Origin of the sequence: Nocardia yamanashiensis NBRC 100130 (assembly GCF_001613325.1) — a bacterium.
GTDB classification, from domain to species: Bacteria; Actinomycetota; Actinomycetes; order Mycobacteriales; family Mycobacteriaceae; genus Nocardia; species Nocardia yamanashiensis.
Map to the genome: position 1 here is coordinate 147,811 of NZ_BDCD01000004.1, position 21,838 is coordinate 169,648.

Here is a 21,838-nt window from a genome sequence, read left to right on the forward strand (position 1 = left end):
GCGGCAGCTTTCCCCTGTGGTCCAGCCTAGATCGCGACCGCCGATCCGAGAACGGTCCTGCCGCCGCGGAACTAGGACCGGTGCTGACCTACACGGTTCCTATCGTGGAACGCATGACGAATATCGAGCCCTTCCGAATCGCGGTCCCGCAGCACGATATCGACGATCTGAACGCTCGCCTGGCCGCGACGCGCTGGCCCGCCGAACTGCCGGGCGTGGGCTGGGATTACGGCATCCCGACCGAATACGTCCGCGAACTGTCCGACTATTGGCGCACCGGGTACGACTGGCGCGAGCACGAAGCGGAACTCAACGCGCACCCGCAGTTCGTCACCGAAATCGACGGGCGGCGGCTGCATTTCACGCATGTGCGTTCACCCGAAGCCGATGCGCTGCCGCTGGTGCTCGTGCACGGCTGGCCCTTCGAGGATTTCAGCGAGGTGATCGGTCCGCTCACCGACCCGGCCGCCCACGGTGGCGATCCCGGCGACGCCTTCCACCTGGTCATCCCGACCCTGCCCGGATTCGGTTTCTCCGGTCCCACCCGCCGCCCCGGCGACGCGGCGACCGACCGCAGCGCCGAATCGATCGCGAAACTCATGTCCGCCCTGGGTTACTCGCGCTACGGCGCACAGGGCGGCGACGCCGGCTCTTTCATCGCACCGCAGCTCGGCCGGATCGCCCCGCACCACCTGGCCGGTATCCACCTCAACGACCCGATCACCATTCCGTCCCACGGCGACGACGGGTCTTCCTACAGCTCGGCGGATCAGGAAAAGCTCGCCAAGCTGTCCGACTGGTCCAGCCAGGAGACCTCGGGCTACGCCGGAATCCATTCCACCCGTCCGCAAACCCTCGCGCCCGCCGTCAACGATTCCCCGGCCGGCCTGCTCGCCTGGGTCCTGGACGTCGTCAACACCTACAAGGATCCGGCCAAGGCCACGCCGACGGACGCCATCGACCGCGACCTGCTGCTGACCAATCTCTCGATCCTCTGGTTCACCGACACCATCGGCTCCTCCATGCTGCTCTACAAGGAGTCCCAGCAGTGGGGCGCGGACCTCTCCAACTCCGGAGTGCCGACCGGCATCGCGGTCTTCCCCGGCAACAAGTCCATCCGCGGGGTGGCCGAAAAACAGCACACCGTCACCCACTGGTCGGAGTTCCCGCGCGGCGGCCACTTCGCCGCCATGGAAACCCCGGACCTGCTCACCACCGACCTGCGCGAGTTCTTCCGCAAGCTCCGCTGAGGCCAGGGGCCGTTTTCGCGCCGTTGTGCACCCGGTGCGGACATGCCGTTGGCGCAAAGAGCCAGGTAAACGGATATTCCGGTCATATCATTGAGTCCATGCCCACCAATCGGATCGAGGGGCGGATCACGGTGTTCGCCGACTGGGCTTGGCAAGCGCTGCTGGTCAGCGGCGCCTGCTCGGTGCTACTCGGTGTGATCACCATGGTCTGGCCGAACAAGAGTGAAACCGTGCTGGGCACGCTGGCGGGCCTGATTCTGCTGGCCACCGCCGCCGTGCAGTTCGTGGTGGCCTTCGGCGCGCACATCGCCACCGCGCTCAAATGGCTGGAGTTCTTCGCGGCGGTGGCGGCGACAGTGCTGGCGCTATGGTCCTTCAGCAGCGGGCAGTGGATCTCATTGCTGTCCTTGTGGATCGGTATGGGCTGGATGATCCGGGGCATCGTGCAGGCCATCGCCGGCGCGTGGTCGGAGCAGCACGCCGGATCCGGTCGTCAGGAAGTCCTGGGGCTGGTCACCGCCGCTATCGGCATGATTCTGGCGGTCGGACCGTTCCAGACCGCGACCGCGTTCTCGGTGGCGGTCGGGCTCTGCGTCGCGGCCCTCGGCGTCAGCGAGATCCTCACCTCCGCTCAGCTGATCGTCCCGCAGCGGTCCGCGACGACCTAGACCATTCCCGGGAGTCATTCCGAGGCGGTGTAGACGGAACCCGCGGCGCGGCGCACGTCGGTGTCGGGGTGCGCGCGGAGCGTGAACAACAGGTCGGTCCACGGGTTCGTCCAGCCGAATCGATTGCCGCACTGGGCGATCAGCGGTACCGCGGCCAGTGCGGTGGTGTGCCGGGAGCTCGAGGCCAGTGGGGCGGCCAGCGCGGTCCAGGAACCGGCCGGGATATTGTCGAATTCGGAGGCGACTCGCTGACTCAGGCGATCGGCGGGCCGGCCGGTCAGGGTACCGGTCGCATACGGGGCCAGGGCATCGATGGCCGATACCGTCGCTTCCGTCTCGGTCCAGCGCACCGCGGCCATCGCGACGTCGATGAGATGCGGGTGCCAGAACGGATCCTCGGCCAGCAATGCGATCACCGGCGGCGCGGCCGAGCGGGCGATGTCGCTCACCCGGATGGTGGCGGCGAGGAAATCGAGCAGAGTCGAAAGCCGTTGGCGTCCAGGCAGATCGCGGTCGGGAAGCGTGACCGTGGAGTCTCGGAGCACTGTGACGGCGGTGGTGAGGGCGGTGGGATCGCCGTCTTCGACGAGCGCGGCCAGCAGGGCGCGACTGGCTTCGCCCCAGAGTCCGACGACGTTCAGGTCGGTGAGCAGACCGACCAGGAGATCACCGGTGCCGGGCGGGGTCCAGCGATGCCAGCGGGTGAGGGCGTTCAGTGCCTGGCGAGCTATACGCGGATCGGGAGCGGCGGCCAGGTCGCGGAGGAATGCGGCGAAGCGCGGGCGTTGCGGGGGCGGCAGCAGGCCGGGGGTGATTTCCAGGACGGCCGTGGCGGATTCGGGGTCGGCAGCCGCTTCGGTGAGCAGCTGCCAGGCCGCCGGCCGGTCGAACAGGGAACGGGTGGCGAAGACGGCGGCTCGGCGTACATCGCGATGGGTGCCCGGGCGATTCCAGACCTCGGTGATGGTGTCCATCGCATCGGGGGCGCGCAGGGCGGCGAGCAGGCGGAGCCCTTCCTTCGCCGCGGTCACCTTCCGCGAATTCACCAGGGGCGCGAGCGTTCCGGAGAGTTCGTCGGCGGGGATGTCACGAGCGCAGGCGGCGATGGCGCTCACCGCGACCCGGGCCCGGTCGCCGTCGACGAACCCGGACAGCAGCGCGATGGCACGGGCCGGTTCATCACTCGAACCCAGTGCGGTCAGCGCGGCCTCCACGATCACCAGATCGGGTGAGTTCAGGTGGCCGTACAGCCAGATGAAACTGCCTGGCAGTCGGCCCAATTGCCGCACGGCGCCGGCGCGCTCGTACAGACCCGCGGTGGTGCTGCGCGCGTAGGAGTCGAGCAGCCGGGAGTAGCGATCCACCTGCGCGGGCGGCCAATTGCCGAAACCGGTGGCGAACATGGGCACGAAGCGAATCTTCTTGGACAGGAACCGGCCCGCTGTCGACTTGCTCAGCAGCAAGTCGAGCAGGTCGGTGCGCCGGTAGGCGATCAGATTGCGGACTTCCGGGAGGGCGATGAGCGAGCGATCCCGGCCCAGGATCTCGTCCAGATGGGCGTCACGGGTGGCCGGATTCGCCAATGCCAGTGGGAGCGCGCGGCGGACGATGTCGTCACTGTGGGCGGCGCAGGCGCGCACCAGCAGCCGCTGAAGTTCCGGCAGGGCGAAGGCACGCCGGTCCAGTCCGACCGCCAGGCGGATGGCCAGGTCCCAGCGGTCCCGGTCGGCGTCGGCGCGCAGCCGTGCGCTCAAGGCGGCGTACAGGCGCTGTTCGGCTCCCCGGGGCAGATTGCGGTGCAGCCCATACAGATTGACGGTGCTCGACAGTTCCGCCAGCCGGGTCAGCATCCGCAGCGAGACGTCGGTGTAGGCGGTGTCGCCGGTCGCGGCGCCGCGCAGCAGCAGGGTGCGGGCGAGTTCGCCGACGGCGGAGGTGGTCTGGTAGGACCGGTCGCGGGCTTGCAGGGCGTCCTCGGCGAGCTGCTCCAGAGCGGGGAGATGCGCGGTGCGCCACAGCGAGGCTGGGATCTCGTTCACCGCTTGTAATGCGCTGCTGCGCACCGGATCCTGTTCATTGCGCAGCCGTCCCAGCATGCCGAGCATGGTTCCGACGACCTCGGGGTCCCGGCTGCCGGCGGCGGCCGTGGCGAGCCGGGTATACGCCAGGGCGCGTTCCTCGGCGGTCGGCCGCCGGATCGCCTCGGCCAGCAGCGGTTCGGCTTCCGGCCACGGCAGCCGGGCTTGCAGCGCATCGGCTACTTCGGGTACCTCGCCGCCGGGCCGGGCCAGCAGGCTCCGGACCAGTTCGATGCGTTCGCGGCGGGGGATGGCGTCGAGGACGGCCAGATTCACCAGGGCGGGTGCGAGCCCGGGCCGGGCGATCAGCGGACCCGCGAGTGCGGCACGACGGGCCGGCGGCAGCGTGGTCAGGAACCGCTGCCGCCGATGGACGGGGCAGGCGCGATAGAGCTCGGCCAGCTGCTCGTCGGGCAACCCGCGCATGGCACGCCACAGCGCCGGACCCGCCAAGCCCCGGCCATTGCCGGTGGGATGGGTGATCAACCGGTGGACCGCGTCGGCATCATGGCGTGCCAAACGTCCTGCCACCGGGTTCAATTCACCGATCGGAATCCATTCCACGGCCCGCGCGGCCAAGCTCAGCAATCGATCCGGATCGAATTCCACGGCGGCCACGGCATCGGCGGTGAGCCGCCCCCACCATTCGCGCCAGTCGTCCCGTCCCGCGTCGGCGGCCATCGCTTCGACCTGCTCGAACACCACCTCGACATGCCGGTGACCGAGCACTGCCCAATTCGGCACGGCATAGCCGAGTTCCGGCAGCAGTGCGCGCACCGTCGCGGCCGGACAGTACGGCAGTACCCGCGCCGCTTCACCGTCCCCGAACAGGGTTCGCAGTTGCGGCAGCAGAGCGGTGGCCAGCTCTTCCCGGTCCCCGGCGGCCAAGGCCCGGCGGATGTATTTGCGCGTGCGATGCGACAGGTGCGCCAACCGGCCGGACACCAGCGCCGGTTCCGCGCCCATTCGCACCAGCGCCGCCAGCGCGCGATTCACGCAGCCCGGATCGGCCGAATCCAATTGGGCGACCAGGTGATCGCGCGCCCCGCCCAGCTCGGCCATTCGGATCGCGGTGAGCCGCTCGTACCGGTCGCCGCCGCCGAGTTCGGCGAGCAGCCGATCCAATTCGGCCGTGCCCGCCAGCCGCCGCGCCTCGCCCGCGATCGTATGCAATCGCCGCGGCACCGACATGCTCGCCGTCGACTCCAGCCACCGCTTTCCCGCACCAGTCACGGCCGCCACGTTACAAAGATCAACCGGCGGTCGCCGGTTCAGCGCGCCGGAATGGTGGTGGCCAGCCCGGTGCCCGGCCAGCACTGGAATCCGGTCGGCAGCTGCTTGCCGCTGTTGAGCATGTCCAGGCATTTGGAGACGAGCACGTTCGGATCCTTCAGCGATTCGGCCAGGATCCGGTTGGCCTCGGCTTCCGCGGCGGCGGTCTTCTGCTTCTGCTCGGCGATGCGGGTGTCGGCGATCTGCGCCTGATACGCATTGATCTTCGACTGGGTCTGCTGATCGAAGTGCACGATCGAGATGATGACGTTCTGCACCTCGATCTGCGCGCCGATCTTGACCTGTAGCTTGTCGGTGGCCTGCGCGGACAGATCGGTCAGGTTCGGCCCGCCCGCGTTCTGCGGTTCCAAGGGGTTGTAGGCGGCGAAGATCTCGTTGAGCGTGGCATTGAGCTCCCGCGTCACCAGGCTGTCCTTGATATTCGCGATGGTGTGATAGTCGCGGAACAGTGCGTCCGCGGCCGCGTGATGGATCCGCCAGCGCACCGTATTGTCCACGCACGCCGTGGAATTGTTGGCCAGCCGGATGGCGCTCCCGCCCGAGCACCGGTCGTCCTTGAAGCCGCCGATCTGGTTATTGGTCTGAATGGTGCCGTCGAGTTCGGGCACCTGCTGCCACGGCCACACCGCGTGCAGGCCGTTCTCCTTGGTGCCCACCGGTTTCCCGAACGAGGTCACGATGCCGACATTGCGGGTGGAGACGATGCTCAGCGACGACATCGCCAGCAGGATCAGCCCGGCGACGACGCAGCCGAGCGCGGTCAGCAGGGTGGAGCCGCGGCTGGCGTACGGGCGGCCCCGCTGGCTCAGCAGGACGAGTACGGCGGCGCCGAGAAAGACGACGGCGAACAGGAACAGCCACGGCATGGCGTACTCTCCTCGGACGGTGCGGTCGGCGTGACCAGCTTGGCACGAGAGTCGGTGAACGGCCGGTGTTCCCAATCGAATTCGGATAGTCTGGACGGCGTGTCGGAGATCGAGCGACTATCTGTTGTCACTCTCGTGCCCCGCACCGATATCGCCGCACTGGGGGATCTCGACGAGGGGGATTACGCGGTATTGCGCGCGGCCTGCGAACACGCGCTCGAGGTGCGGGAACGCGAGTTGAGCGCGGCCATCGACAAAGGTCTCGGCATGGTTCCCGCCCTGGTGCGCAATGCGATCCGGCGGTTACTGCTCTCCTGAGGCGAATGATGACCAGTTTGGCGGCACGTGCGGAAGTGGTGAAACTGGCGCGCGAATTGCACACCGCGCCCGAGGATCTGGAGTTTCTGCTCGAATCGGATCCACAGGCCGTGCGGCAATTCCGGCGGGGCCTGCATCGCGGTTTGGACGCCAAACACCGGCCCATGTTCGATCGCCTCGCCAAAGCCAGTGCGCTGCTGCCGAATTCCCTGGCGGTGACCATTGCCACCCGGTTCTTCGGACCGGTGCTGTGCGGCATGATCGCGCCGTCGCTGAGCCCCGAACGCGCGCAATCCCTCATCGGTCACGTGCCCATGCGATTCCTGGCCGACCTCGCACCGTACGTGGACCCCGAGGCCGCCACGCCCATTGTCAGCGCCTTGGACGTCGAGGTGATGGTGCCTGTCATGCGGGAGATGCTGCGCCGCAAGGACTATGTCACGCTCGCGCGTTTCCTGGTCGCGGCCACCGACCAGCAGTTGCTGGAGGTGCTGCCGCATATCGACTCGGGTGCGGACATGCTGCTGGTGGCGTTCAATGTCGAGCTGGACACGGTGTCGGACCGGTTCGAAACGGTCATGGCGGCGCTGCCGGAAGAACGCATTCGCGAGATCATGCAGGCGGGTTACGAACAGGACATGGTGGTGGAGGCGCTGACCTTCCTGCAATTCCTGAGCACCGAGACGCTCGGCCGGGTGGCGGACATCGTCGCGGAGATGGACACCGAGATCCTCACCCACATGGTGGAGACCGCCCATCGCGAGAACGCCTGGGCGGAACTGATTCCGATCACGCTCGCCATGTCCGAGAAATACCGGATGCGGCTGGCCGAGCTGGAGGTCTGGGACGAGGAGAAGATCGCGGCGATCATGCGGGTGGCCGAGCGCAACGGATTGTCCGCCGAGCTCGAGCAGCTGATCACTGCGGTGGAGGGGTCGCGCGACTGACCCCGTCCAGGACGCAGGCCAGCCCGAACGCGAACTGCTCGGCCGACCCCGGATCCTCGGCCTCGAGCACCCGCTTGGCCAGGTGCGGGTACTCGCCGGATTCGATGACCGCGCGCACGTAGGGCCCGACGCTGGCCCGCCATTGGTCCTCGGTGAGCCCGGTGCGTTGCTGCACTTGGATTTCCGCGAGTTCCTGGTTGACCGCGCCGAAGACGTAGGACATCACGGTCTGGACGATCTGCGAGGCGAGGGTGGCGTCCGAGGTCAGCGGGGCGACCGCGGCCAGTGCTCGATCGTGGCGGCGCAGCGCGTTGGGGCCGAGCGCGGGACGGCCGGACAGCTCGGGGCCGAGCCAGGGGTGGCGCAGCAGGGTCGCGCGCAGCTGGTTCGCCAGTTCGGCGAGGTCGGCGCGCCAGTCACCCGAGGGTTCGGCGAGCGCGGTCTCGCCCTGGACGGCATCGATCATCAGATCCAGCAGTTCGTCACGATTGGCGACATAGCGGTAGAGCGAAGCGGTGCCCGACCCCAGATCGGTCGCGACCCGGCGCATCGAAACCGCGGGCAGCCCTTCGGTATCGGCGACCGCGCAGGCGGCCCGCACGATGCGATCCACGCTGGGCGCCCGGCGCGCGGGTTCGCGGCGGTCCTTGCTCCACACCAACTGCGGGTCGGTCATCGGCGTCCTTTCCGGATTCGTTGCGCACAGCCTAACACTGTGGTTACGGTGTAGCCAGTACGGCTACGGTGTATCCATAAGGAGATTTGCGATGGCGGACAAGCACGTTCCGGTACTCATTGCCGGTGGCGGATCGGTCGGGTTGGCGACGGCCCTGTTCCTGGCGGATCGCGGGGTGCCGCCGCTGGTGGTGGAGGCGCAGGCCGGGCCGTCCACGCATCCGCGCGCCACCGGGCTCGGGTCGCGCACCATGGAGATGCTGCGGGCCCTCGGGCTACAGGACGCCGTGAACGCGGTGAGCGTGGACATGGTCGGCGCGGGGCTCGGCAAAACCTACGCATACAGCCTGGCCGCCACCGATTTCGGTGCCATGCCGGTGGTGGCGCCCGCGCGCAAGGCCTGGGGGAAGGACGAGGTGAGTCCGGGCCGCACCCGCGGCACCTGCCCGCAGCATCGGCTGGATTCGGTCCTGTTGCCGGCCGCGCGGGAACGCGGTGCGACGCTGCGCTATTCGACCCGCCTGGCATCGCTCACCCAGGACGCGGACGGCGTGCACGCGGTGCTCGACAGCGGGGAGACGGTGCACGCGGACTATCTGATCGGCGCGGACGGCCTGCGCAGCACCGTGCGCACGGCGGCCGGCATCGGCGTCAGCGGCCCCGGACCGCTCGGAAAACCCATGGTGAGCATGCTCTTCCGTGCCGACCTCACCCCGTATCTGGCCGGTCGGCAGTTCGTGACCTGCAATATCGACAACCCCGGCGTGACCGGAATGATGGTGACCGTCGACGGCGAGAAGGAATGGATCCTGCACGTGACGGCTGCCGAGGAGAAGGTGTTCCCCGAGGCGCGCTGCCTGGAACTGATCCGGGCCGCGATCGGCGACGACACCGCCGAGGTCGAGTTGGTGAGCGTACTGCCGTGGCGGCCACGCGGATTCCTCGCCACCGCCTTCCGCTCCGGCCGGGTCTTCCTGGTCGGCGACGCCGCGCACGCCATCCCGCCGATCGGCGCGTTCGGGCTCAATACCGGGTTCGCCGACGCGCACAACCTCGCCTGGAAGCTCGCCGCCGTCGCGCACGGCCAAGCCGGACCCGCACTGCTGGACACCTATGCCGCCGAACGGGAACCGGTGGTGCGAATGACCTTCGAACAAGCCCTGCTCCGGTCCGCCGACGCGCGCCTGCACTGGGACGACAGTCCCGAAACCGTGGCCGAGCGCATCGCCAAGGGGGTGCTCAACGCTCCGGTCGTACACCTGGGCTACCGCTACAACTCGGCCGCGGTCATCGGCGCGATCCCGGACCTGCCCTCCACCGAAGACGTTTCACTGACACTGGACGGCACACCCGGTTCCCGCCTCCCGCATCGATGGATCGAGCAAGCCGGTCGCACCGTCTCCACCCTCGACCTGATCGGCCCCCTGTTCACCCTCTTCGCCGCCGACGAGCACTGGGCGCGGGCGGGGGAGCAGCTCGAAAACCTCACCGTACGCCGCATTCCCGTCGACGATGCCGCCTGGATCGGCAGTCTCGGCATCACCGCACAGGGTGCAATGCTGGTGCGACCCGACCAGGTCGTCGCCTGGCGCACCACCGAATCCGCAACTCACCCGGCCGAGGAACTCGCTCGGCTGCTGAATCGGCTGTGCGCACAACCGGACCCACGCCACGGCTGAGCATCCGTTCACCAATTATTGGCTCGCACAACAGCGCGTGCTCGCCACCCAGCCGTCACTGGGCTACGACGAGGTGTACTACAAGCTCGGCCGCTACACCCTCGGCAAGGACGAGATCAACAACAAGTGCAACGACTGGTGCGAGGCCAACGGCCAGCTCGGCGTGGCGGCCGCCAAATCCGATGCCAGGCTGAGCGATCCGGCGTCGTTCACCTGCAAGCTCGCCGTCGGCCAGGAAACCGCCGAGAGCAAAGACCCGATGAAGACCGTGGTGATCGGGCCCGGCGGCAAGGCGTACCTGACCGACGGTCACCACACCCTGACCTCCTTCCTGGAAACCCCCGACGGCAGCGTGAACCTGCACGTCCGGCTGCGGGTACTGGACAATCTGAGCGGTCTGTCCGATACCGAGTTCTGGGACACCATGCAGGCCAGGGGCTGGGTGTGGCTGAAGGACGTGGCCGGCAATGCGATCACGGTCGATCGACTGCCGAAGTCGCTGGGACTGGCCAGCTTCGCCAACGACAACTACCGGTCGATGATGTACTTCGCCCGCGACATCGGCTACACGGTCGGTGGTCTGCCGTTCCAGGAGTTCTACTGGGGCCAGTGGATGCGCGAGAACCAGGTCGGCTTGCATACGCCGCAGGGTTGCATCACCCGCAACCTTGCGGCATCCCCAGGGATGAGTGTCAATACCGCTGAGGTCGAATCGATTTCCGGTCCGGCGGTGGATGTCGCGGGACCGGCGGCGACCGTACCGTGACGATATGTCCGTTCAGGCCGTCTCACCCGTCGCCGCCGGGCGGCGCATCGGGGAGGTCGATACGCTGCGCGGGTTCGCGCTCTTCGGCATCCTCGTCACCAATACCGTCGTCTTGACCATGCTGATCTCGTTCCAGGGGACGGGCACCGATCTCACGGCCGGATTCGACGGCGGCTGGGATCGTTTCGGGTACGCCGTCATCGAGGGGCTGTTCCTCGGGAAGTTCTATCTGCTGTTCGCGTTCCTGTTCGGCTACTCGTTCACGCTGCAGATCGCCGCGGCCGAACGCGCGGGGGCGCGGGCGGTGCCCCGGCTGTTGCGGCGCAGCGGGGCGTTGTTCCTGATCGGTCTCGCGCACGTGATGTTCCTGTGGCTGGGCGACATTCTCACCCTGTACGCCGGATTGTGCGTGCTGCTGATCTTGTTCCGGAAGGTGCGCGCCCGCACGGCTCTGATCACCGGGATCGTGCTGTACGCGCTGTTCATGGCGCTGGCCTTCCTGCCGTCCTCGGGCGGCGGCGATATGTCCGGGCTCGGCAATGTGCTCGACGTGGCGGCGATCCGGAACGGTTTCACCGGCGGCTTCGCCGACACCTTCCACACGCAGCTGACCACGGCGCCGGTCTTCATGATCTTCACCTGGATCGGGCAGGGCGTTCCCGCGTTCGGCATGTTCCTGATCGGCATGGCCGCGGGCAAGCGGCGGGTGTTCGAGGACGCGGAGTTGCTGCGGCGTTGGACGCCGCGCGCCTTGCTGCTGGGCTTCGGTGTGGGGCTGCCGGTCGCGCTGGTCACCGTGGTGCTGTGGACCATGGACGGTAAGGTGCCGACGTATTGGTATGGGCTGCAGGAGCTCTGCAATCCGCTGCTCACGCTCGGATACGTGGCGGGCATCGTGTGGTTGACGCGGTCGCGGTGGGCCGAGCGGGTGCGGCTGCTCGCACCGGCCGGGCGGATGGCGGCATCGAACTACCTTTTGCAGTCGATCGTGTTCATGCTGCTGTACACCGGATACGGGCTGGCGCTTGGGGATCGGGTGCCGCCGCTCGGGGTGATGGCCATTGCGGTCGTGATCTTCGCCGGGCAGGTGTGGCTGAGCGATCGGTGGTTGCGGCGGTACGCCTATGGTCCGGTGGAATGGGTGCTGCGTGCGGCGACCTACCGGTCGGTCCCGGCTTGGCGGAAGTCCTCGGCGTGAACGGTGGCCCACTGGGCGAAAGTGCGTGGGGCGCGGGCGGTGAGGCGTTCCACGTCCGGGCGGACCACGGATTCGTCGATGGCGCCGCGCACATAGAAGTCGAAGAAGGCGTCCACATATGTGGCGGGGGTGGTTTTCAGCAGCTCGGCCCGGGCCTGCTCGTCGGTCAGGCCGACGCATTCGAGCGGGCGATCCAGCACTTGGGCGAGCAAGGCGATCTGTTCGGCCGGGCGCAGCGCTTCCGGGCCGGTCGGGAAGACTATCTCGCCGTGTAATGCCTTGTCGCGCAGTGCGTGTGCGGCGACGGCGGCCAGATCGTAGGGGTCCAGGCAGGCGGTGCGGACCTGCGGGAACGGTACCCGGATGACATCGCCTTCGCGCAGTTGCGGCAGCCAGCGCAGGGCATTGGAATCGAAAGCGCTGGGGCGCAGGATGGTCCAGGTGGTGCCGCACCTCTGGGTTTCCGCCTCAGCGGCCATCATGTAGCGGGTGATGGCGTTCGCGGTCTCGCCGGTTCCCGCCGAGACGCCCGACAGTTGCACTATGTGCTCGACGCCCGCTCGGGCGGCGGCGGTGGCCACGCCCGGATAGCCGGGCAACAGGAACACCGCGCGCACGCCCGCGAAAACGGGTGCCAGCGAATCGGGTGCGGTGAGATCGGCGGTCACGGGTTCGACGCCGTCCGGCAGCGTGGCCCGTCGCGGATCTCGGACCGCGGCCCGGACCGGTTCCGGGCCGCCCGCCAAGGTGAGCGCCAACTCGGCGCCGACATTGCCGGTCGCACCCGTCACCAGAATCATCCGCCCTCACCTTCGCCCGTCCCCGCCCGCGATAAGGAATACCTGAAAATCGTACGCGGAGAATGGATCTCCACGATTCCTTTACGCGGAGCGAACGGATCAGGACAGGTTGTAGGCGACGGGATGACGCGGTTGATACAGCCCGACCTCGCCCGCGCCGGGCACCAGGAAGCTGGTCAGCAGCCCCCAGCCGGCGTCGGTGACCTCGGCGGTGAACTCCACATCGGCCGCGCGCAGGTCGGCCATAGTGGCTTCCAGGTTGTCGCACATGAAATAGATTCCGGCGGTGCCGCTTTCGGGGGCGGCGGCGGGATGGACGGCCAGTTCGGCCGGTGGGGATCGGAAGATGAGCCAGCCGCCGCCCGCGTCCACATTCGGCAGTTTCAGCACATCGCGGAAGAACGCACGCGCCCGATCGGCGTCGGAGGCGTAGAGGATGGTGTGCGCTCCGTTGATCATGCGCCGACGGTAGCAGGGGGCGGGGCCGCGTTCTCGCAGGTGAGGCGTGGGCCGCGCGTCAGCCGGCGGTGGGGATCGGGGTCAGCAGGGTTTCGGTGAGCAGATGGGCGAAAGCGTCCGGTTCGTCGGTGAATCCGCTGTGGCCGCCGGGGAATTCGGTGACGGTCGTGCCGAGCCGGGCGGCGATCTCGGCGGCCGGGCGGGCCGGAAGCTGGGTGCCGGTTTCGCGGCCCGATGCCAGCACCAGGCGATCGGTGACGGTGGCGAGCGCTGCGTAATCCGGGACGTGCGAAGTGAACTGGCGCAGTTCGTGTTCCATCATGATCGGCGCGTTGGCGAACAGGCGGCCCAGCATGGCGGCGGCGCGGGGCGGGAGATCGGCCGGGTCGGGCATGGGCTTCATGGTGCCGCCGATGCCCTCGATGAATCGCGCACCCGCGGCGGCCACGCCCTCGGTGCGGAACAGGCGGTAGACCTCGTCCACGAACGCGCGCTGTTCCTGCGCGTCTGGCAATACCGCGAAGCAGGGCGGTTCGTGCGCGACCAGTTTGCGCACCCGGTCGGGGTGGCGGGCCAGCAGATCCAAACCGACGATCGCGCCGCCGCTGCCGCCGAAGACATAGGCGGGCTCGTCGGTGAGGTGAGTGAGGAGGCGGTACGCGTCCTCGCTCTGCACCTCTACGCGCTGATCTTCGGGGCCGTTGTCGAGGGTGCTGCGGGAGTATCCGCGCGGGTCGATGGCCACCAGCGTGAAGTGCGCGGTGAGGATGTCGGCGATCGCGTCGACGATGGCCGCGTCGCCGCCGCTGCCCGGCAGGAACAGCAGTACCGGGCCGGTGCCGCGCACCTCGTAGTACAGGTTCGCGCCGGGGACGCGCAGGGTCTCGGATCGCATGTGAACTCCTTGGTTCCGCATCAAACTATGGCTCGTAGGTTCCTTCCTAAGATACATAGGTTTGTGAGATGTGCAAAGGGCGGCCCGGCTCGACCGGACCGCCCTTGCTCTTCGGAGCGGCTCAGTCGATCGCCGCTCCGAACCACTTGCCGAGATGCGTGCGCAGGTCCTGCTGATCGTCACCGATCCACGCCACATGACCGTCCGGTCGCAGCAGCAGCGCGGGCACGTCCAATTCCTCACTCACCTCGGCAATGTGGTCGACGCGGTCCGCCCAGCCGTCGACGGACAGCCCGCCGGTCTGATCGAGCAGCAATCCGCGTCCCGTTCGCAGCAATTCGTAGAGCCGCCCCTGCTTCAAAGGCACGTCCCGCAATCGCTTCCCGAGCAGTTCGGGCCCCTCGCCGAAGTCGTAGCGGATCGACACCGCGATGAGCCGCTCGAGCAGATAGCGATTCACCTCGTCGAAGTCCATCAGCTTCGCGACCAGGTTGCGCGCGGCCTGCGGGCCCGGTTCGAGGCTCGTCAATTCCACCTGTGCGCGCGTGTTCTCGAGTACGTCCGCCGCGACCGGTCGCCGTTCGCTCTCATAGCTGTCCAGGAGTGTTTCCGGAGCCCAGCCCGCGATCTCCGCGGCCAGCTTCCAGCCGAGATTGAAGGCGTCCTGAAGTCCGAGGTTCAGGCCCTGCCCGCCCTGCGGCGGATGAATGTGCGCCGCATCCCCGGCCAGCAGCACGCGGCCTACCCGATACCGGTCGGCCAATCGTGTCGCGTCGCCGAATCGGGACAGCCAATGCGGTGAATGCGCCCCGAAGTCGGTCCCCGCCCACACCCGCAACTGCTCCTTGAGCTCGTCGAGAGTCGGTGGCGCCGAACGGTCTTCGGCGACCTCGGCCGCAGGAACGCCCACCCGATACCTGCCGTCCTCGAGCTGCATCGCACCGAACCGCAACTGCGTCTTGCGTACCTCGTCGACCACGGCCGTCACCTCCTCCAGCGGCGTGGTCAGCTCCACCTCACCGATCAAGGTGTCCACTCGCGAAGGCTCACCGGGAAATTCGATGCCCGCCAGCTTCCGCACCGTACTGCGACCCCCATCGCACCCGACCAGATACCGCGCCCGCACCCGCACACCATCGCCCAACTCGACCTCCACCCCCTCCGCGTCCTGCCGCAATCCGGTCACCTCGCACCCGAACCGGATCTCCACCCCCAGCTCCGCCGCATGCTCGAGCAACAACCGCTCGGTCACCGGCTGTGGCACCCCCAGCACGAATGGATAAGTCGTATCCAGCCGCTCCGGCTGCGGCTTCCGAATCCCCGCGAAAAACCCACCCACCGGATACTGCGTCCCCACCGCCAGAAACCGCTCCAGCAACCCCCGCTGATCCATCACCTCGACAGTGCGCGCATGCAACCCCAGCCCCCGCACCACTTTCGTAGGCTCCGTCTCCTTCTCCACCACAACCACATTCACCCCCCGCATCTTCAATTCACTCCCCAGCATCACCCCGACCGGCCCGCCGCCCACAACGATCACATCGAACATGAACACCCCATTCGCCAAATTTTCTCGGAATTCCCGCAGGTACTGGCTTCGGCACGAGATTCTGCACCACCCCCCGCCCCTTGCCGCAAGCCCCCGGATGCGTTATATGTTGAAGAGGGAAGGAGTACACAACTCCTTCCTTTCGCATTTCACCTCGCTGTATGCGCAAGCGCCTCGTACAACCAATGATGCGCCTGCCGACCGTCGCGGAAGTCCCGAACAGCTCCGCCGTCAACCTCCAGTAGCGCTGAATTCGACAATCTCCGTCGGAAGCGCCGTCCAACAGATGCGCCCGGAATTCCTCCGAATCACGTTCACCACGAGCGCGCGCGTGAGCCTCGACGATTTGATCCAACTCGGGGCCGCCACAGGGCCTGGCGTCCGTGGCGGATGGTGCGTACGGAAAGACCTGTGCGGCGCGCTAATTCGCCGATGCTGACCGGCTTCTCGTTGAATGTGTCGTCCGTCACAGACGCTTGAACCTCCACCCCGCTGGAGGTCTTAGCGTAGCGGCAATCGAACTATGCGTTCGGAATCAGCTTTGGAAGGAAAAGTATGGCTACCACGCAGGACGAGATCGTTGCCGGGATTGCGCGGATCGTGGAAGAGGTTACGGGGATCGAGGTTTCGGAGGTGACGGTGGAGAAGTCGTTCGTGGAGGATCTGGATATCGACTCGTTGTCGCTGGTGGAGATCGCGGTGCAGTTGGAGGACAAGTACGGGGTGCAGATTCCGGATGAGGATATGGCGAGTTTGCGGACCGTGGGGGATGCGGTGAGGTATGTGCAGAAGATGGAGGCGGACAAGCCGGGACTGGCGGCGGAGTTGGAATCCAAGTTCAAGGAAGGTCAGGGGCGGTGATCGCGGATCCGGGGTTGGATCCGGCGGCGGTGGAGATCGGCGGATTCTTCGCGCAGCCGCTCGAGGAGGTGTGGCGGGCGCTGACGGTGCCCGATCTGCTGGAGCGCTGGCTGATGCGGCCGAATCGTATGATCGCCGCGGCGGGAACGGATTTCGTCTTCGTCATGCCGTCGCATCTGGAGAATCCGATCGAGTGTGAGGTGCTGGCGTTCGAGCCGCGGGAACAGCTGACCTACAGCTGGGCGTGTCCGCGTTCGGAGTGCGCGGACCGCGGCACCGTCTACTGGACGATGCGGGCGCAGGGGCGCGGGACCCGGTTACTGTTGACGCACACCGGATTCGATATCGGTGACCGCAGGCAGAAGATGGTTCGCAATGCCATGGAGCGTGGCTGGCGGAATCGCTTCCCACGACTTCGTGAGGTGCTCGATCGATAAGTTGGTCGGAATCGGGGAATTGGCGCGCCGCACCGGGGTGACGGTGCGCACCATCCGGTTCTATTGCGATGAGGGGCTGCTGGAGGTCACGCGTAGTGCGGGCGGGCATCGCATGTTCGATGCCGAGCGGGCGGCTGAGCGGTTGATGCTGGTTCGCCGGTTGCGGACGCTGGGGCTGGGGTTGGATGCGATCGCCGAGGTGGTGCATGGGCGGCGTTCGGTGGGCGAGGCTGTCGCGGCCGAAAGCGCCCGGGTGGAGGCAGAATTCAGGTCGTTGGCTTGGCGGCGGGCGGCCTTGCGTGCCGTCGAGGCGGCGGTGCCGGTGGAGCGGAACCAGCGGCTTGCGCTGCTCACTGTTGCGGTGGACGGTGCTGCGGCGTACCGGTGCCTGGTTCGGTTCTGGCAGCAGGTACTCGCGCCGATATCGCGGCGGGAGGTCGACGGCTGGGTGGAATGGAATATCCCGGAGCCACCCGCTGATCCTTCCGCCGAGGAGGTCGTCGCATATGCCGAGCTGGCCGCGCTGGCGACCGATTCGGGCATGAACGGTGCTGTGCGGCAACAACTTTTCCGGCATCGACCGGAAACCATTCGGGATCTGCGCGGACTGTATTCGCAAGTGGGCGGGGTGATGGCGGACGTGGTGCCGCTGGTGTCCAAAGGTGTGCGTCCGCGGGGCGGCGCTGAACTCGATCGATACGTCGGAGCGCACGCAGGCGCACGGGGTGAACGTGATTCCCCGCGCTTCCGCGAACAATTGCTCGGCAATGCCACCGATACCGACCATCGGATTCACCGCTATTGGGCGTTGACCACCCGGTTCCTCGGGCCGCGAATCACCGTCGGGCAGGCGCACAACTGGGTGTACGACGCCTTGGCCGGTTCCGCCGTCGCTCAGCCGACCGGCTCGTAGTCACGCGCCACCAGATTATCGACGCATGCTCGGGCCACTTCGACGTCCTGGTCGGCGGTGCCGCCGGACACACCGACCGCACCGATGACGCGGCCGTCAGGGTCGGTGATGGGCAGTCCGCCACCAAAAGTGATCAGTCCGTCGTTGCTCACTTCGATGCCGTAGATGGGGCCGCTGGGGCGGGACAGTTCACCGAGGGTGGCGGTCGGCATGCGGAAGAGCAAGGCCGTCTTGGCCTTTCGGTGTGCGAGGTCGATGGAGCCGAGCAGGGCGTCGTCCATGCGGGTGAAGTGCAGCAGGTGTCCGGCCGCATCGACGATAGTGATGTTCATGGGGACGCCGAGGGCGGTGGCGGCGGCGAGGCCGGCGGTCGCGAGGCGGGTGGCGGTGGCGAGGTCGATCGTTGTCATGGGTATGACTGTGGCTCGGCACGGACCTCGCAAACAGGGTGGTGTGGTGGCCGGGGACGGCGTTCCTGGGGATGACAGCCCCAGGCAGCGGGCGGCACCGGGGTGCGAAACTGGGCGGTGTGAGTGAGCTCGGCGATTTTTTGAAGGCGAAGCGCGCGGCCTTGACGCCCGAACAGGCCGGGCTGCCCGCGATCGGGAATCCACGCCGGGTCAAGGGATTACGGCGCGAGGAAGTCGCCCTGCTGGCGGCGGTCAGCGTCGACCACTACACGCGGCTCGAACAAGGCCGGGTCGCGGCCGCCTCGGAGAATCTGCTGTCCGGTATCGCCCGCGCGCTACGGCTCAGCGACGAGGAACACGAGTATCTGCGGATGCTGGTCGGGGTGCGGCCGCCGCGTCGCAAGTCCGCGGAACCCCGGGTCGGTGGGCCATTGCGGGATCTCCTGGATGTGCTGCCGACGCCCGCGCTGGTGCTGGGTCCGCGCACCGACATCATCGGCTGGAACGCCTCCGCGACGGCGTTGTTCCTTGACTTCGCCGAAATACCGGTGCAGCAAAGGGCTTTGGTGCGGATGGTGTTCCTCGAACCGCGGATGCGCGGATTGTTCCGGGACTGGGAGCAGGTCGCGGCCGAGGCGGTGGACCGCTTGCGGATGGCGGCGGCGCGCACGCCGGGTGATCCACGGCTCGCGCAGTTGGTGGGCGAGTTGTCGGTGCACGACGCCGACTTCCGGCGCTGGTGGGCCGGGCACGGGGTGCGGGCCATGGCCGGTGGGCGTAAGCGGTTGCGGCATCCGGTGGTGGGGGAGTTGGAGCTGGATTGGCAAGTGCTCCAAGTGCTGTCCGCCAGTGAACAAACGTTGGTCACCTATACGGCGGCGGCCGGGTCGCCCAGTGCGGAAGCCCTGCGGATTCTCGATTCCTGGTCGGCTCCGGCGCGCCCCGACGCGGTTGACGCAGATCACTGACCTCGATCCGGAAAACCTCTACTACGGCCCGTCGTGGGCGTCCTACTATCTGGAACAGGAAGATTCGACGAGCAAGGGGGCCCGCGATGCGAGCGATCACTCGAACCTGGCACTACCTCAAGGCATTCCGGCGTGCGCGCAAGAATCGATCCGATCTGATGGGCTGGCTGATCCGGCGGCCGGCATTGCTGCTCAGCACCATGTTCTACGAATCGGCGCTGCTGCTGAGCAATCGCCTGGATCCGAATCTGAAGGAGCTGGCCGAACTCAAGGCGGCCGCGCTGGTGAACTGCCAGTTCTGTCTCGATATCGGCTCCACGCTCGCGCATTACAGCGGTCTCACCGAAGCGCAGGTGGCGGAGCTGCCCAAGTATCAGACCAGTGACGCCTACTCGGAATTGGAGAAGCTGGTGCTGGCGTTCGCCGAGGCGATGACGGTGACTCCTTCCTCCCTGGATCTGGAAGACGTACGCGCACAACTGCTGACCCGGTTGTCGAAGGCGCAGGTCGCCGAATTGGCCGCCGCCGTCGCGTGGGAGAACCAGCGGGCCCGGATCAATCAGGCGCTCGGGGTGCGGCCGACGGGTATGGCGGAGGGCATGGCGTGTGCGCTGCCGGAGCCCGGAAAAGCGGTGTGAACCGGTTCGATTGGCGGCGATGACTTTCCGGCGGTCGTACCGTCGACAGTGGTGTCCGTACCGTACGCCCGCTGGGAGCAGCCATGACCTCGTCCTCGCCCGTCACCTCCGGAACCCTGGCCGTCCCCGACGGCCGCCTCTACTACGAAGTCCGCGGCAGCGGACCGCTCATCGCGCTGGTCGGCGCACCCATGGAAGCGGAACCGTTCGCGGCCGTGGCCGACGCGCTGGCGACCGATTACACCGTGCTCACCATGGATCCGCGTGGGCACGGCCGCAGCGAACTCGATGACCCGAACCAGGACTCCACCCCGGAGCTGCGCGCCGACGACCTGGCCCGGCTGATCACCCACCTCGGTGTAGGACCGGCCGCTGTATTCGGTTCCAGTGGTGGCGCGGTCACCGGGCTGGCCCTGGTCCTGACCCACCCGGAGGTCGTGCACACGCTCATCGCCCATGAGCCGCCGGTGCGCGAATACCTCGACGATCGCGCCGAATTGCGCGCCGTCACCGCGGATATCCTCGCCACCTACGGCACCGACGGTCCCGTCCCCGCCATGCGGAAGTTCTTCGCCCTCACCGGAATCCCGGTGCCCGACTTCATGATCGAGCAGATGTTCGGCGGTGAACGCGATCCGCGCGTGGTGGCGGGGGAGCGGTTCTGGTTCGAGCACGAATTCAACGGGACCGTCGAGTTCCGCCCCGATTTCGAAGCCCTGCGCGCGGCGCCCGCCCGCATCATCATCGGTATCGGCGATGCCTCGGCCGGGCAATTCTGTGACCGCACCTCGCGTGCGCTGGCGGCGGGACTCGGCATCGAGCCGGAGCTCTTTCCCGGCGGGCACGGTGGTTTCACCGAGGACGCCGAGTCCTTCGCCAAGCGCGTGCGCGAGGTGCTGTGACCCTCAGTTCCAGTTGTCGATCTTGACGTCATAGGGGTCGGGCGCGCCCTTCCCGGTCTCCACCGAGGACTTCAGGCTCACCAGGTACACGGCCCATTTGGTGCTGCAGTGGTGCATGAACTCGACCGGCTCCTTCCAGCCCTCGTGCTTGAAGATCACGCTGGTCCAGTCGTCGGTGCGGTCGAGGGCGAAGTCCACGGTGGTGCCGAGCCATTCCGCGGGGCCGTCCACCACCTCCCACCGCACCCGCTTGCCGGGGTCGAGCTCGAGCACCTTCATATCGACGCTGCCGGGCCCGAAACGGAACTCGATGATGCCGCCGAGGTCGTCGCTCTTACCGCGGGTGTCGCTGGCCCACCAGCCGGAGAGGCCTTCGACGGTGGTCAAGGCCGAATAGACCTCGGCGGCCGGCGCCTTGATCGCGACCTTGTGCAGGATGTCTACCATTTCGACTCTCACTTTCCGGATTGCTGATCTTTTTGGCGCTGAATCGCTTCCGCGATCCGCTTGATGCGCCGCAGCCTGGCATCCCAGGACTCTCCTACCGCGGACAGTTGCGCGACCGCGCGCGCGAGTTGCGCTTCGTCCACCCGATATCGCCGTTCGCGTCCGGTGGCCGTGGCGTGCACCAGGCCGACCCGGTCGAGGACTGTGAGATGTTTCGCGATGGCCTGCCGGGTCACCGGCAGCTGCTCGCTGAGACTGGTGGCCGTGCCGTCGCCGGTCACCAGGAGCAGGTCGAGCATCCGCCGACGGGTCGGGTCGCCGACCGCGGACCACAGGTCGTCGTCGACGGGCGTGTTCACTTCGCCGACGCCAGCCGTGTGGTGTACTCGCCTAGCTGAGGCACGAACTTGTCCCAGCCGGTCGAGTGATCGAGGTACACCTCTTCCAGCTTCGCCGCCTCCCAGCCCATTTCGCGGAAGCCGGTTTCGGTGAGCTTGACCAGCGTCCCGGTGCCGGAGGGGATGAGCTCGAAGGTGACCAGCAGCGAGTCGGCCACTTCGTCGGCCACGTTGTCCGGGTAGCACCACCGGAAGGCGAACAGCCGCGGCGGGTCCGCGGTCACCACCCGCATGACGGCCACATGCTCGCGATCGCCCCAGGCGAGTTCGCCGACCGCCCCTTCCTCGGGCTTGAAGTCCGCTTCGTCACTCCACCACTCGGATACGTGCTCGGGACTGCTGACCACCTCGTAGACCACTTCGGGCGAGGCCTCGATATGAATCTCACGCTCGATGCTGCCGAACTCCATGCCGTCCTCCTCG

At 67.4% G+C, this 21,838-nt stretch carries 24 protein-coding genes; 13 read left to right on the top strand and 11 right to left on the bottom strand.

What is annotated here, in order from left to right:
• Nucleotides 1-113: 113 nt before the first annotated feature.
• Together NY1_RS04395 and NY1_RS04400 are read left to right on the top strand one after the other, a co-directional pair.
• A complete protein-coding gene (locus NY1_RS04395; RefSeq protein WP_084534655.1) occupies nt 114-1,250 on the top strand; it encodes an epoxide hydrolase family protein in 1,137 nt (378 codons plus the stop codon).
• A gap of 98 nt (nt 1,251-1,348) precedes the next feature.
• Complete coding sequence (locus tag NY1_RS04400; protein WP_067708604.1) at nt 1,349-1,918, top strand: DUF308 domain-containing protein; 570 nt, start codon at nt 1,349-1,351, stop codon at nt 1,916-1,918.
• A 14-nt stretch (nt 1,919-1,932) separates the two neighbouring features.
• Here the strand turns inward: NY1_RS04400 and NY1_RS04405 are convergent, their stop codons facing one another.
• Both NY1_RS04405 and NY1_RS04410 read right to left on the bottom strand, forming a co-directional pair.
• Nucleotides 1,933-5,229 carry a hypothetical protein gene (locus tag NY1_RS04405; protein WP_157762035.1) on the bottom strand — a complete coding sequence of 1,099 codons (3,297 nt, stop codon included), beginning with the start codon at nt 5,227-5,229 and terminating at the stop codon, nt 1,933-1,935.
• Between the two features lie 38 nt (nt 5,230-5,267).
• A complete protein-coding gene (locus tag NY1_RS04410) occupies nt 5,268-6,155 on the bottom strand; it encodes an SPFH domain-containing protein (RefSeq protein WP_067708608.1) in 888 nt (295 codons plus the stop codon).
• Nucleotides 6,156-6,254: 99 nt separating this feature from the next.
• Here NY1_RS04410 and NY1_RS04415 point away from each other — a divergent pair, with 99 nt between their 5' ends.
• Together NY1_RS04415 and NY1_RS04420 are read left to right on the top strand one after the other, a co-directional pair.
• Complete coding sequence (locus tag NY1_RS04415; protein ID WP_157762036.1) at nt 6,255-6,473, top strand: hypothetical protein; 219 nt, start codon at nt 6,255-6,257, stop codon at nt 6,471-6,473.
• A gap of 5 nt (nt 6,474-6,478) precedes the next feature.
• Entirely contained in the window at nt 6,479-7,420 is a 942-nt protein-coding gene (locus NY1_RS04420) for a hypothetical protein (RefSeq protein ID WP_067708613.1), read from the top strand.
• Here the strand turns inward: NY1_RS04420 and NY1_RS04425 are convergent.
• Nucleotides 7,392-8,096 (bottom strand): TetR/AcrR family transcriptional regulator, encoded by a 705-nt coding sequence (locus NY1_RS04425; RefSeq protein ID WP_067708615.1) that lies wholly within the window; start codon nt 8,094-8,096, stop codon nt 7,392-7,394. The two genes, NY1_RS04420 and NY1_RS04425, sit on opposite strands and share 29 nt — an antisense overlap.
• 91 nt (nt 8,097-8,187) lie before the next feature.
• On the opposite strand from NY1_RS04425, the gene NY1_RS04430 reads away from it, so the two are divergent.
• The 3 genes from NY1_RS04430 to NY1_RS04440 are packed head-to-tail and all read left to right on the top strand — an operon-like array spanning nt 8,188 to nt 11,738.
• Nucleotides 8,188-9,774 (top strand): FAD-dependent monooxygenase, encoded by a 1,587-nt coding sequence (locus NY1_RS04430; RefSeq protein ID WP_067708618.1) that lies wholly within the window; start codon nt 8,188-8,190, stop codon nt 9,772-9,774.
• 37 nt (nt 9,775-9,811) lie between these two features.
• Nucleotides 9,812-10,540: a ParB/Srx family N-terminal domain-containing protein gene (locus NY1_RS04435; RefSeq protein ID WP_067708621.1), complete on the top strand. Its 729-nt coding sequence runs from the start codon at nt 9,812-9,814 to the stop codon at nt 10,538-10,540.
• Nucleotides 10,541-10,544: 4 nt separating this feature from the next.
• Nucleotides 10,545-11,738, top strand: coding sequence for a DUF418 domain-containing protein (locus NY1_RS04440; protein ID WP_067708909.1), 1,194 nt, complete (start codon nt 10,545-10,547; stop codon nt 11,736-11,738).
• Here the strand turns inward: NY1_RS04440 and NY1_RS04445 are convergent.
• From NY1_RS04445 to rox, 4 genes are all read right to left on the bottom strand, one after another.
• A complete protein-coding gene (locus NY1_RS04445) occupies nt 11,699-12,538 on the bottom strand; it encodes an NAD(P)H-binding protein (RefSeq protein WP_067708624.1) in 840 nt (279 codons plus the stop codon). The genes NY1_RS04440 and NY1_RS04445 overlap by 40 nt on opposite strands.
• A gap of 99 nt (nt 12,539-12,637) precedes the next feature.
• Nucleotides 12,638-12,997 (bottom strand): VOC family protein, encoded by a 360-nt coding sequence (locus tag NY1_RS04450; RefSeq protein ID WP_067708626.1) that lies wholly within the window; start codon nt 12,995-12,997, stop codon nt 12,638-12,640.
• A 58-nt stretch (nt 12,998-13,055) separates the two neighbouring features.
• Nucleotides 13,056-13,892 (bottom strand): alpha/beta fold hydrolase, encoded by an 837-nt coding sequence (locus NY1_RS04455; protein ID WP_067708628.1) that lies wholly within the window; start codon nt 13,890-13,892, stop codon nt 13,056-13,058.
• 121 nt (nt 13,893-14,013) lie between these two features.
• Complete coding sequence (rox, locus tag NY1_RS04460; RefSeq protein WP_067708910.1) at nt 14,014-15,441, bottom strand: rifampin monooxygenase; 1,428 nt, start codon at nt 15,439-15,441, stop codon at nt 14,014-14,016.
• Between the two features lie 555 nt (nt 15,442-15,996).
• On the opposite strand from rox, the gene acpM reads away from it, so the two are divergent.
• The 3 genes from acpM to NY1_RS04475 are packed head-to-tail and all read left to right on the top strand — an operon-like array spanning nt 15,997 to nt 17,652.
• A complete protein-coding gene (acpM, locus tag NY1_RS04465) occupies nt 15,997-16,302 on the top strand; it encodes a meromycolate extension acyl carrier protein AcpM (protein ID WP_067708631.1) in 306 nt (101 codons plus the stop codon).
• Entirely contained in the window at nt 16,299-16,739 is a 441-nt protein-coding gene (locus NY1_RS04470; RefSeq protein ID WP_084534637.1) for an SRPBCC family protein, read from the top strand. The genes acpM and NY1_RS04470 overlap by 4 nt, the downstream gene beginning before the upstream one ends.
• Before the next feature lies 1 nt (nt 16,740).
• The gene (locus tag NY1_RS04475) at nt 16,741-17,652 is read left to right on the top strand and encodes a MerR family transcriptional regulator (RefSeq protein ID WP_169815306.1); all 912 of its coding nucleotides are present in this window, start codon (nt 16,741-16,743) and stop codon (nt 17,650-17,652) included.
• On the opposite strand, the gene NY1_RS04480 is transcribed toward NY1_RS04475, so the two are convergent.
• Nucleotides 17,634-18,062: a GlcG/HbpS family heme-binding protein gene (locus NY1_RS04480; RefSeq protein ID WP_067708634.1), complete on the bottom strand. Its 429-nt coding sequence runs from the start codon at nt 18,060-18,062 to the stop codon at nt 17,634-17,636. The two genes, NY1_RS04475 and NY1_RS04480, sit on opposite strands and share 19 nt — an antisense overlap.
• A 119-nt stretch (nt 18,063-18,181) precedes the next feature.
• Between NY1_RS04480 and NY1_RS04485 the strand changes: the two genes are divergently transcribed.
• From NY1_RS04485 to NY1_RS04495, 3 genes are all read left to right on the top strand, one after another.
• On the top strand, nt 18,182-19,030 hold the full coding sequence (locus tag NY1_RS04485; protein ID WP_233434202.1) for a helix-turn-helix domain-containing protein: 849 nt from the start codon (nt 18,182-18,184) through the stop codon (nt 19,028-19,030).
• An 86-nt stretch (nt 19,031-19,116) separates the two neighbouring features.
• Entirely contained in the window at nt 19,117-19,668 is a 552-nt protein-coding gene (locus NY1_RS04490) for a carboxymuconolactone decarboxylase family protein (protein ID WP_067708640.1), read from the top strand.
• Nucleotides 19,669-19,751: 83 nt separating this feature from the next.
• Nucleotides 19,752-20,570 (top strand): alpha/beta fold hydrolase, encoded by an 819-nt coding sequence (locus tag NY1_RS04495; protein ID WP_067708643.1) that lies wholly within the window; start codon nt 19,752-19,754, stop codon nt 20,568-20,570.
• Nucleotides 20,571-20,573: 3 nt separating this feature from the next.
• Here NY1_RS04495 and NY1_RS04500 read toward each other — a convergent pair whose 3' ends face one another.
• Genes NY1_RS04500 through NY1_RS04510 form a run of 3 tightly spaced genes read right to left on the bottom strand, consistent with a single transcriptional unit; the run spans nt 20,574 to nt 21,825 of the window.
• Nucleotides 20,574-21,017: an SRPBCC family protein gene (locus tag NY1_RS04500; protein ID WP_067708646.1), complete on the bottom strand. Its 444-nt coding sequence runs from the start codon at nt 21,015-21,017 to the stop codon at nt 20,574-20,576.
• An 8-nt stretch (nt 21,018-21,025) separates the two neighbouring features.
• On the bottom strand, nt 21,026-21,376 hold the full coding sequence (locus NY1_RS04505; protein ID WP_067708649.1) for an ArsR/SmtB family transcription factor: 351 nt from the start codon (nt 21,374-21,376) through the stop codon (nt 21,026-21,028).
• Complete coding sequence (locus NY1_RS04510; RefSeq protein WP_067708651.1) at nt 21,373-21,825, bottom strand: SRPBCC domain-containing protein; 453 nt, start codon at nt 21,823-21,825, stop codon at nt 21,373-21,375. The genes NY1_RS04505 and NY1_RS04510 overlap by 4 nt, the downstream gene beginning before the upstream one ends.
• Between the last annotated feature and the right edge of the window lie 13 nt (nt 21,826-21,838).

Coding starts and splice junctions, on each gene's coding strand:
- NY1_RS04395 (WP_084534655.1), top strand. CDS start 114: ATGACGAATATCGAGCCCTTCCGAATCGCGGTCCCGCAGCACGATATC.
- NY1_RS04400 (WP_067708604.1), top strand. CDS start 1,349: ATGCCCACCAATCGGATCGAGGGGCGGATCACGGTGTTCGCCGACTGG.
- NY1_RS04410 (WP_067708608.1), bottom strand. CDS start 6,155: ATGCCGTGGCTGTTCCTGTTCGCCGTCGTCTTTCTCGGCGCCGCCGTA.
- NY1_RS04420 (WP_067708613.1), top strand. CDS start 6,479: ATGATGACCAGTTTGGCGGCACGTGCGGAAGTGGTGAAACTGGCGCGC.
- NY1_RS04425 (WP_067708615.1), bottom strand. CDS start 8,096: ATGACCGACCCGCAGTTGGTGTGGAGCAAGGACCGCCGCGAACCCGCG.
- NY1_RS04430 (WP_067708618.1), top strand. CDS start 8,188: ATGGCGGACAAGCACGTTCCGGTACTCATTGCCGGTGGCGGATCGGTC.
- NY1_RS04440 (WP_067708909.1), top strand. CDS start 10,545: ATGTCCGTTCAGGCCGTCTCACCCGTCGCCGCCGGGCGGCGCATCGGG.
- NY1_RS04445 (WP_067708624.1), bottom strand. CDS start 12,538: ATGATTCTGGTGACGGGTGCGACCGGCAATGTCGGCGCCGAGTTGGCG.
- NY1_RS04450 (WP_067708626.1), bottom strand. CDS start 12,997: ATGATCAACGGAGCGCACACCATCCTCTACGCCTCCGACGCCGATCGG.
- NY1_RS04455 (WP_067708628.1), bottom strand. CDS start 13,892: ATGCGATCCGAGACCCTGCGCGTCCCCGGCGCGAACCTGTACTACGAG.
- rox (WP_067708910.1), bottom strand. CDS start 15,441: ATGTTCGATGTGATCGTTGTGGGCGGCGGGCCGGTCGGGGTGATGCTG.
- acpM (WP_067708631.1), top strand. CDS start 15,997: ATGGCTACCACGCAGGACGAGATCGTTGCCGGGATTGCGCGGATCGTG.
- NY1_RS04480 (WP_067708634.1), bottom strand. CDS start 18,062: ATGACAACGATCGACCTCGCCACCGCCACCCGCCTCGCGACCGCCGGC.
- NY1_RS04490 (WP_067708640.1), top strand. CDS start 19,117: ATGCGAGCGATCACTCGAACCTGGCACTACCTCAAGGCATTCCGGCGT.
- NY1_RS04495 (WP_067708643.1), top strand. CDS start 19,752: ATGACCTCGTCCTCGCCCGTCACCTCCGGAACCCTGGCCGTCCCCGAC.
- NY1_RS04500 (WP_067708646.1), bottom strand. CDS start 21,017: ATGGTAGACATCCTGCACAAGGTCGCGATCAAGGCGCCGGCCGCCGAG.
- NY1_RS04510 (WP_067708651.1), bottom strand. CDS start 21,825: ATGGAGTTCGGCAGCATCGAGCGTGAGATTCATATCGAGGCCTCGCCC.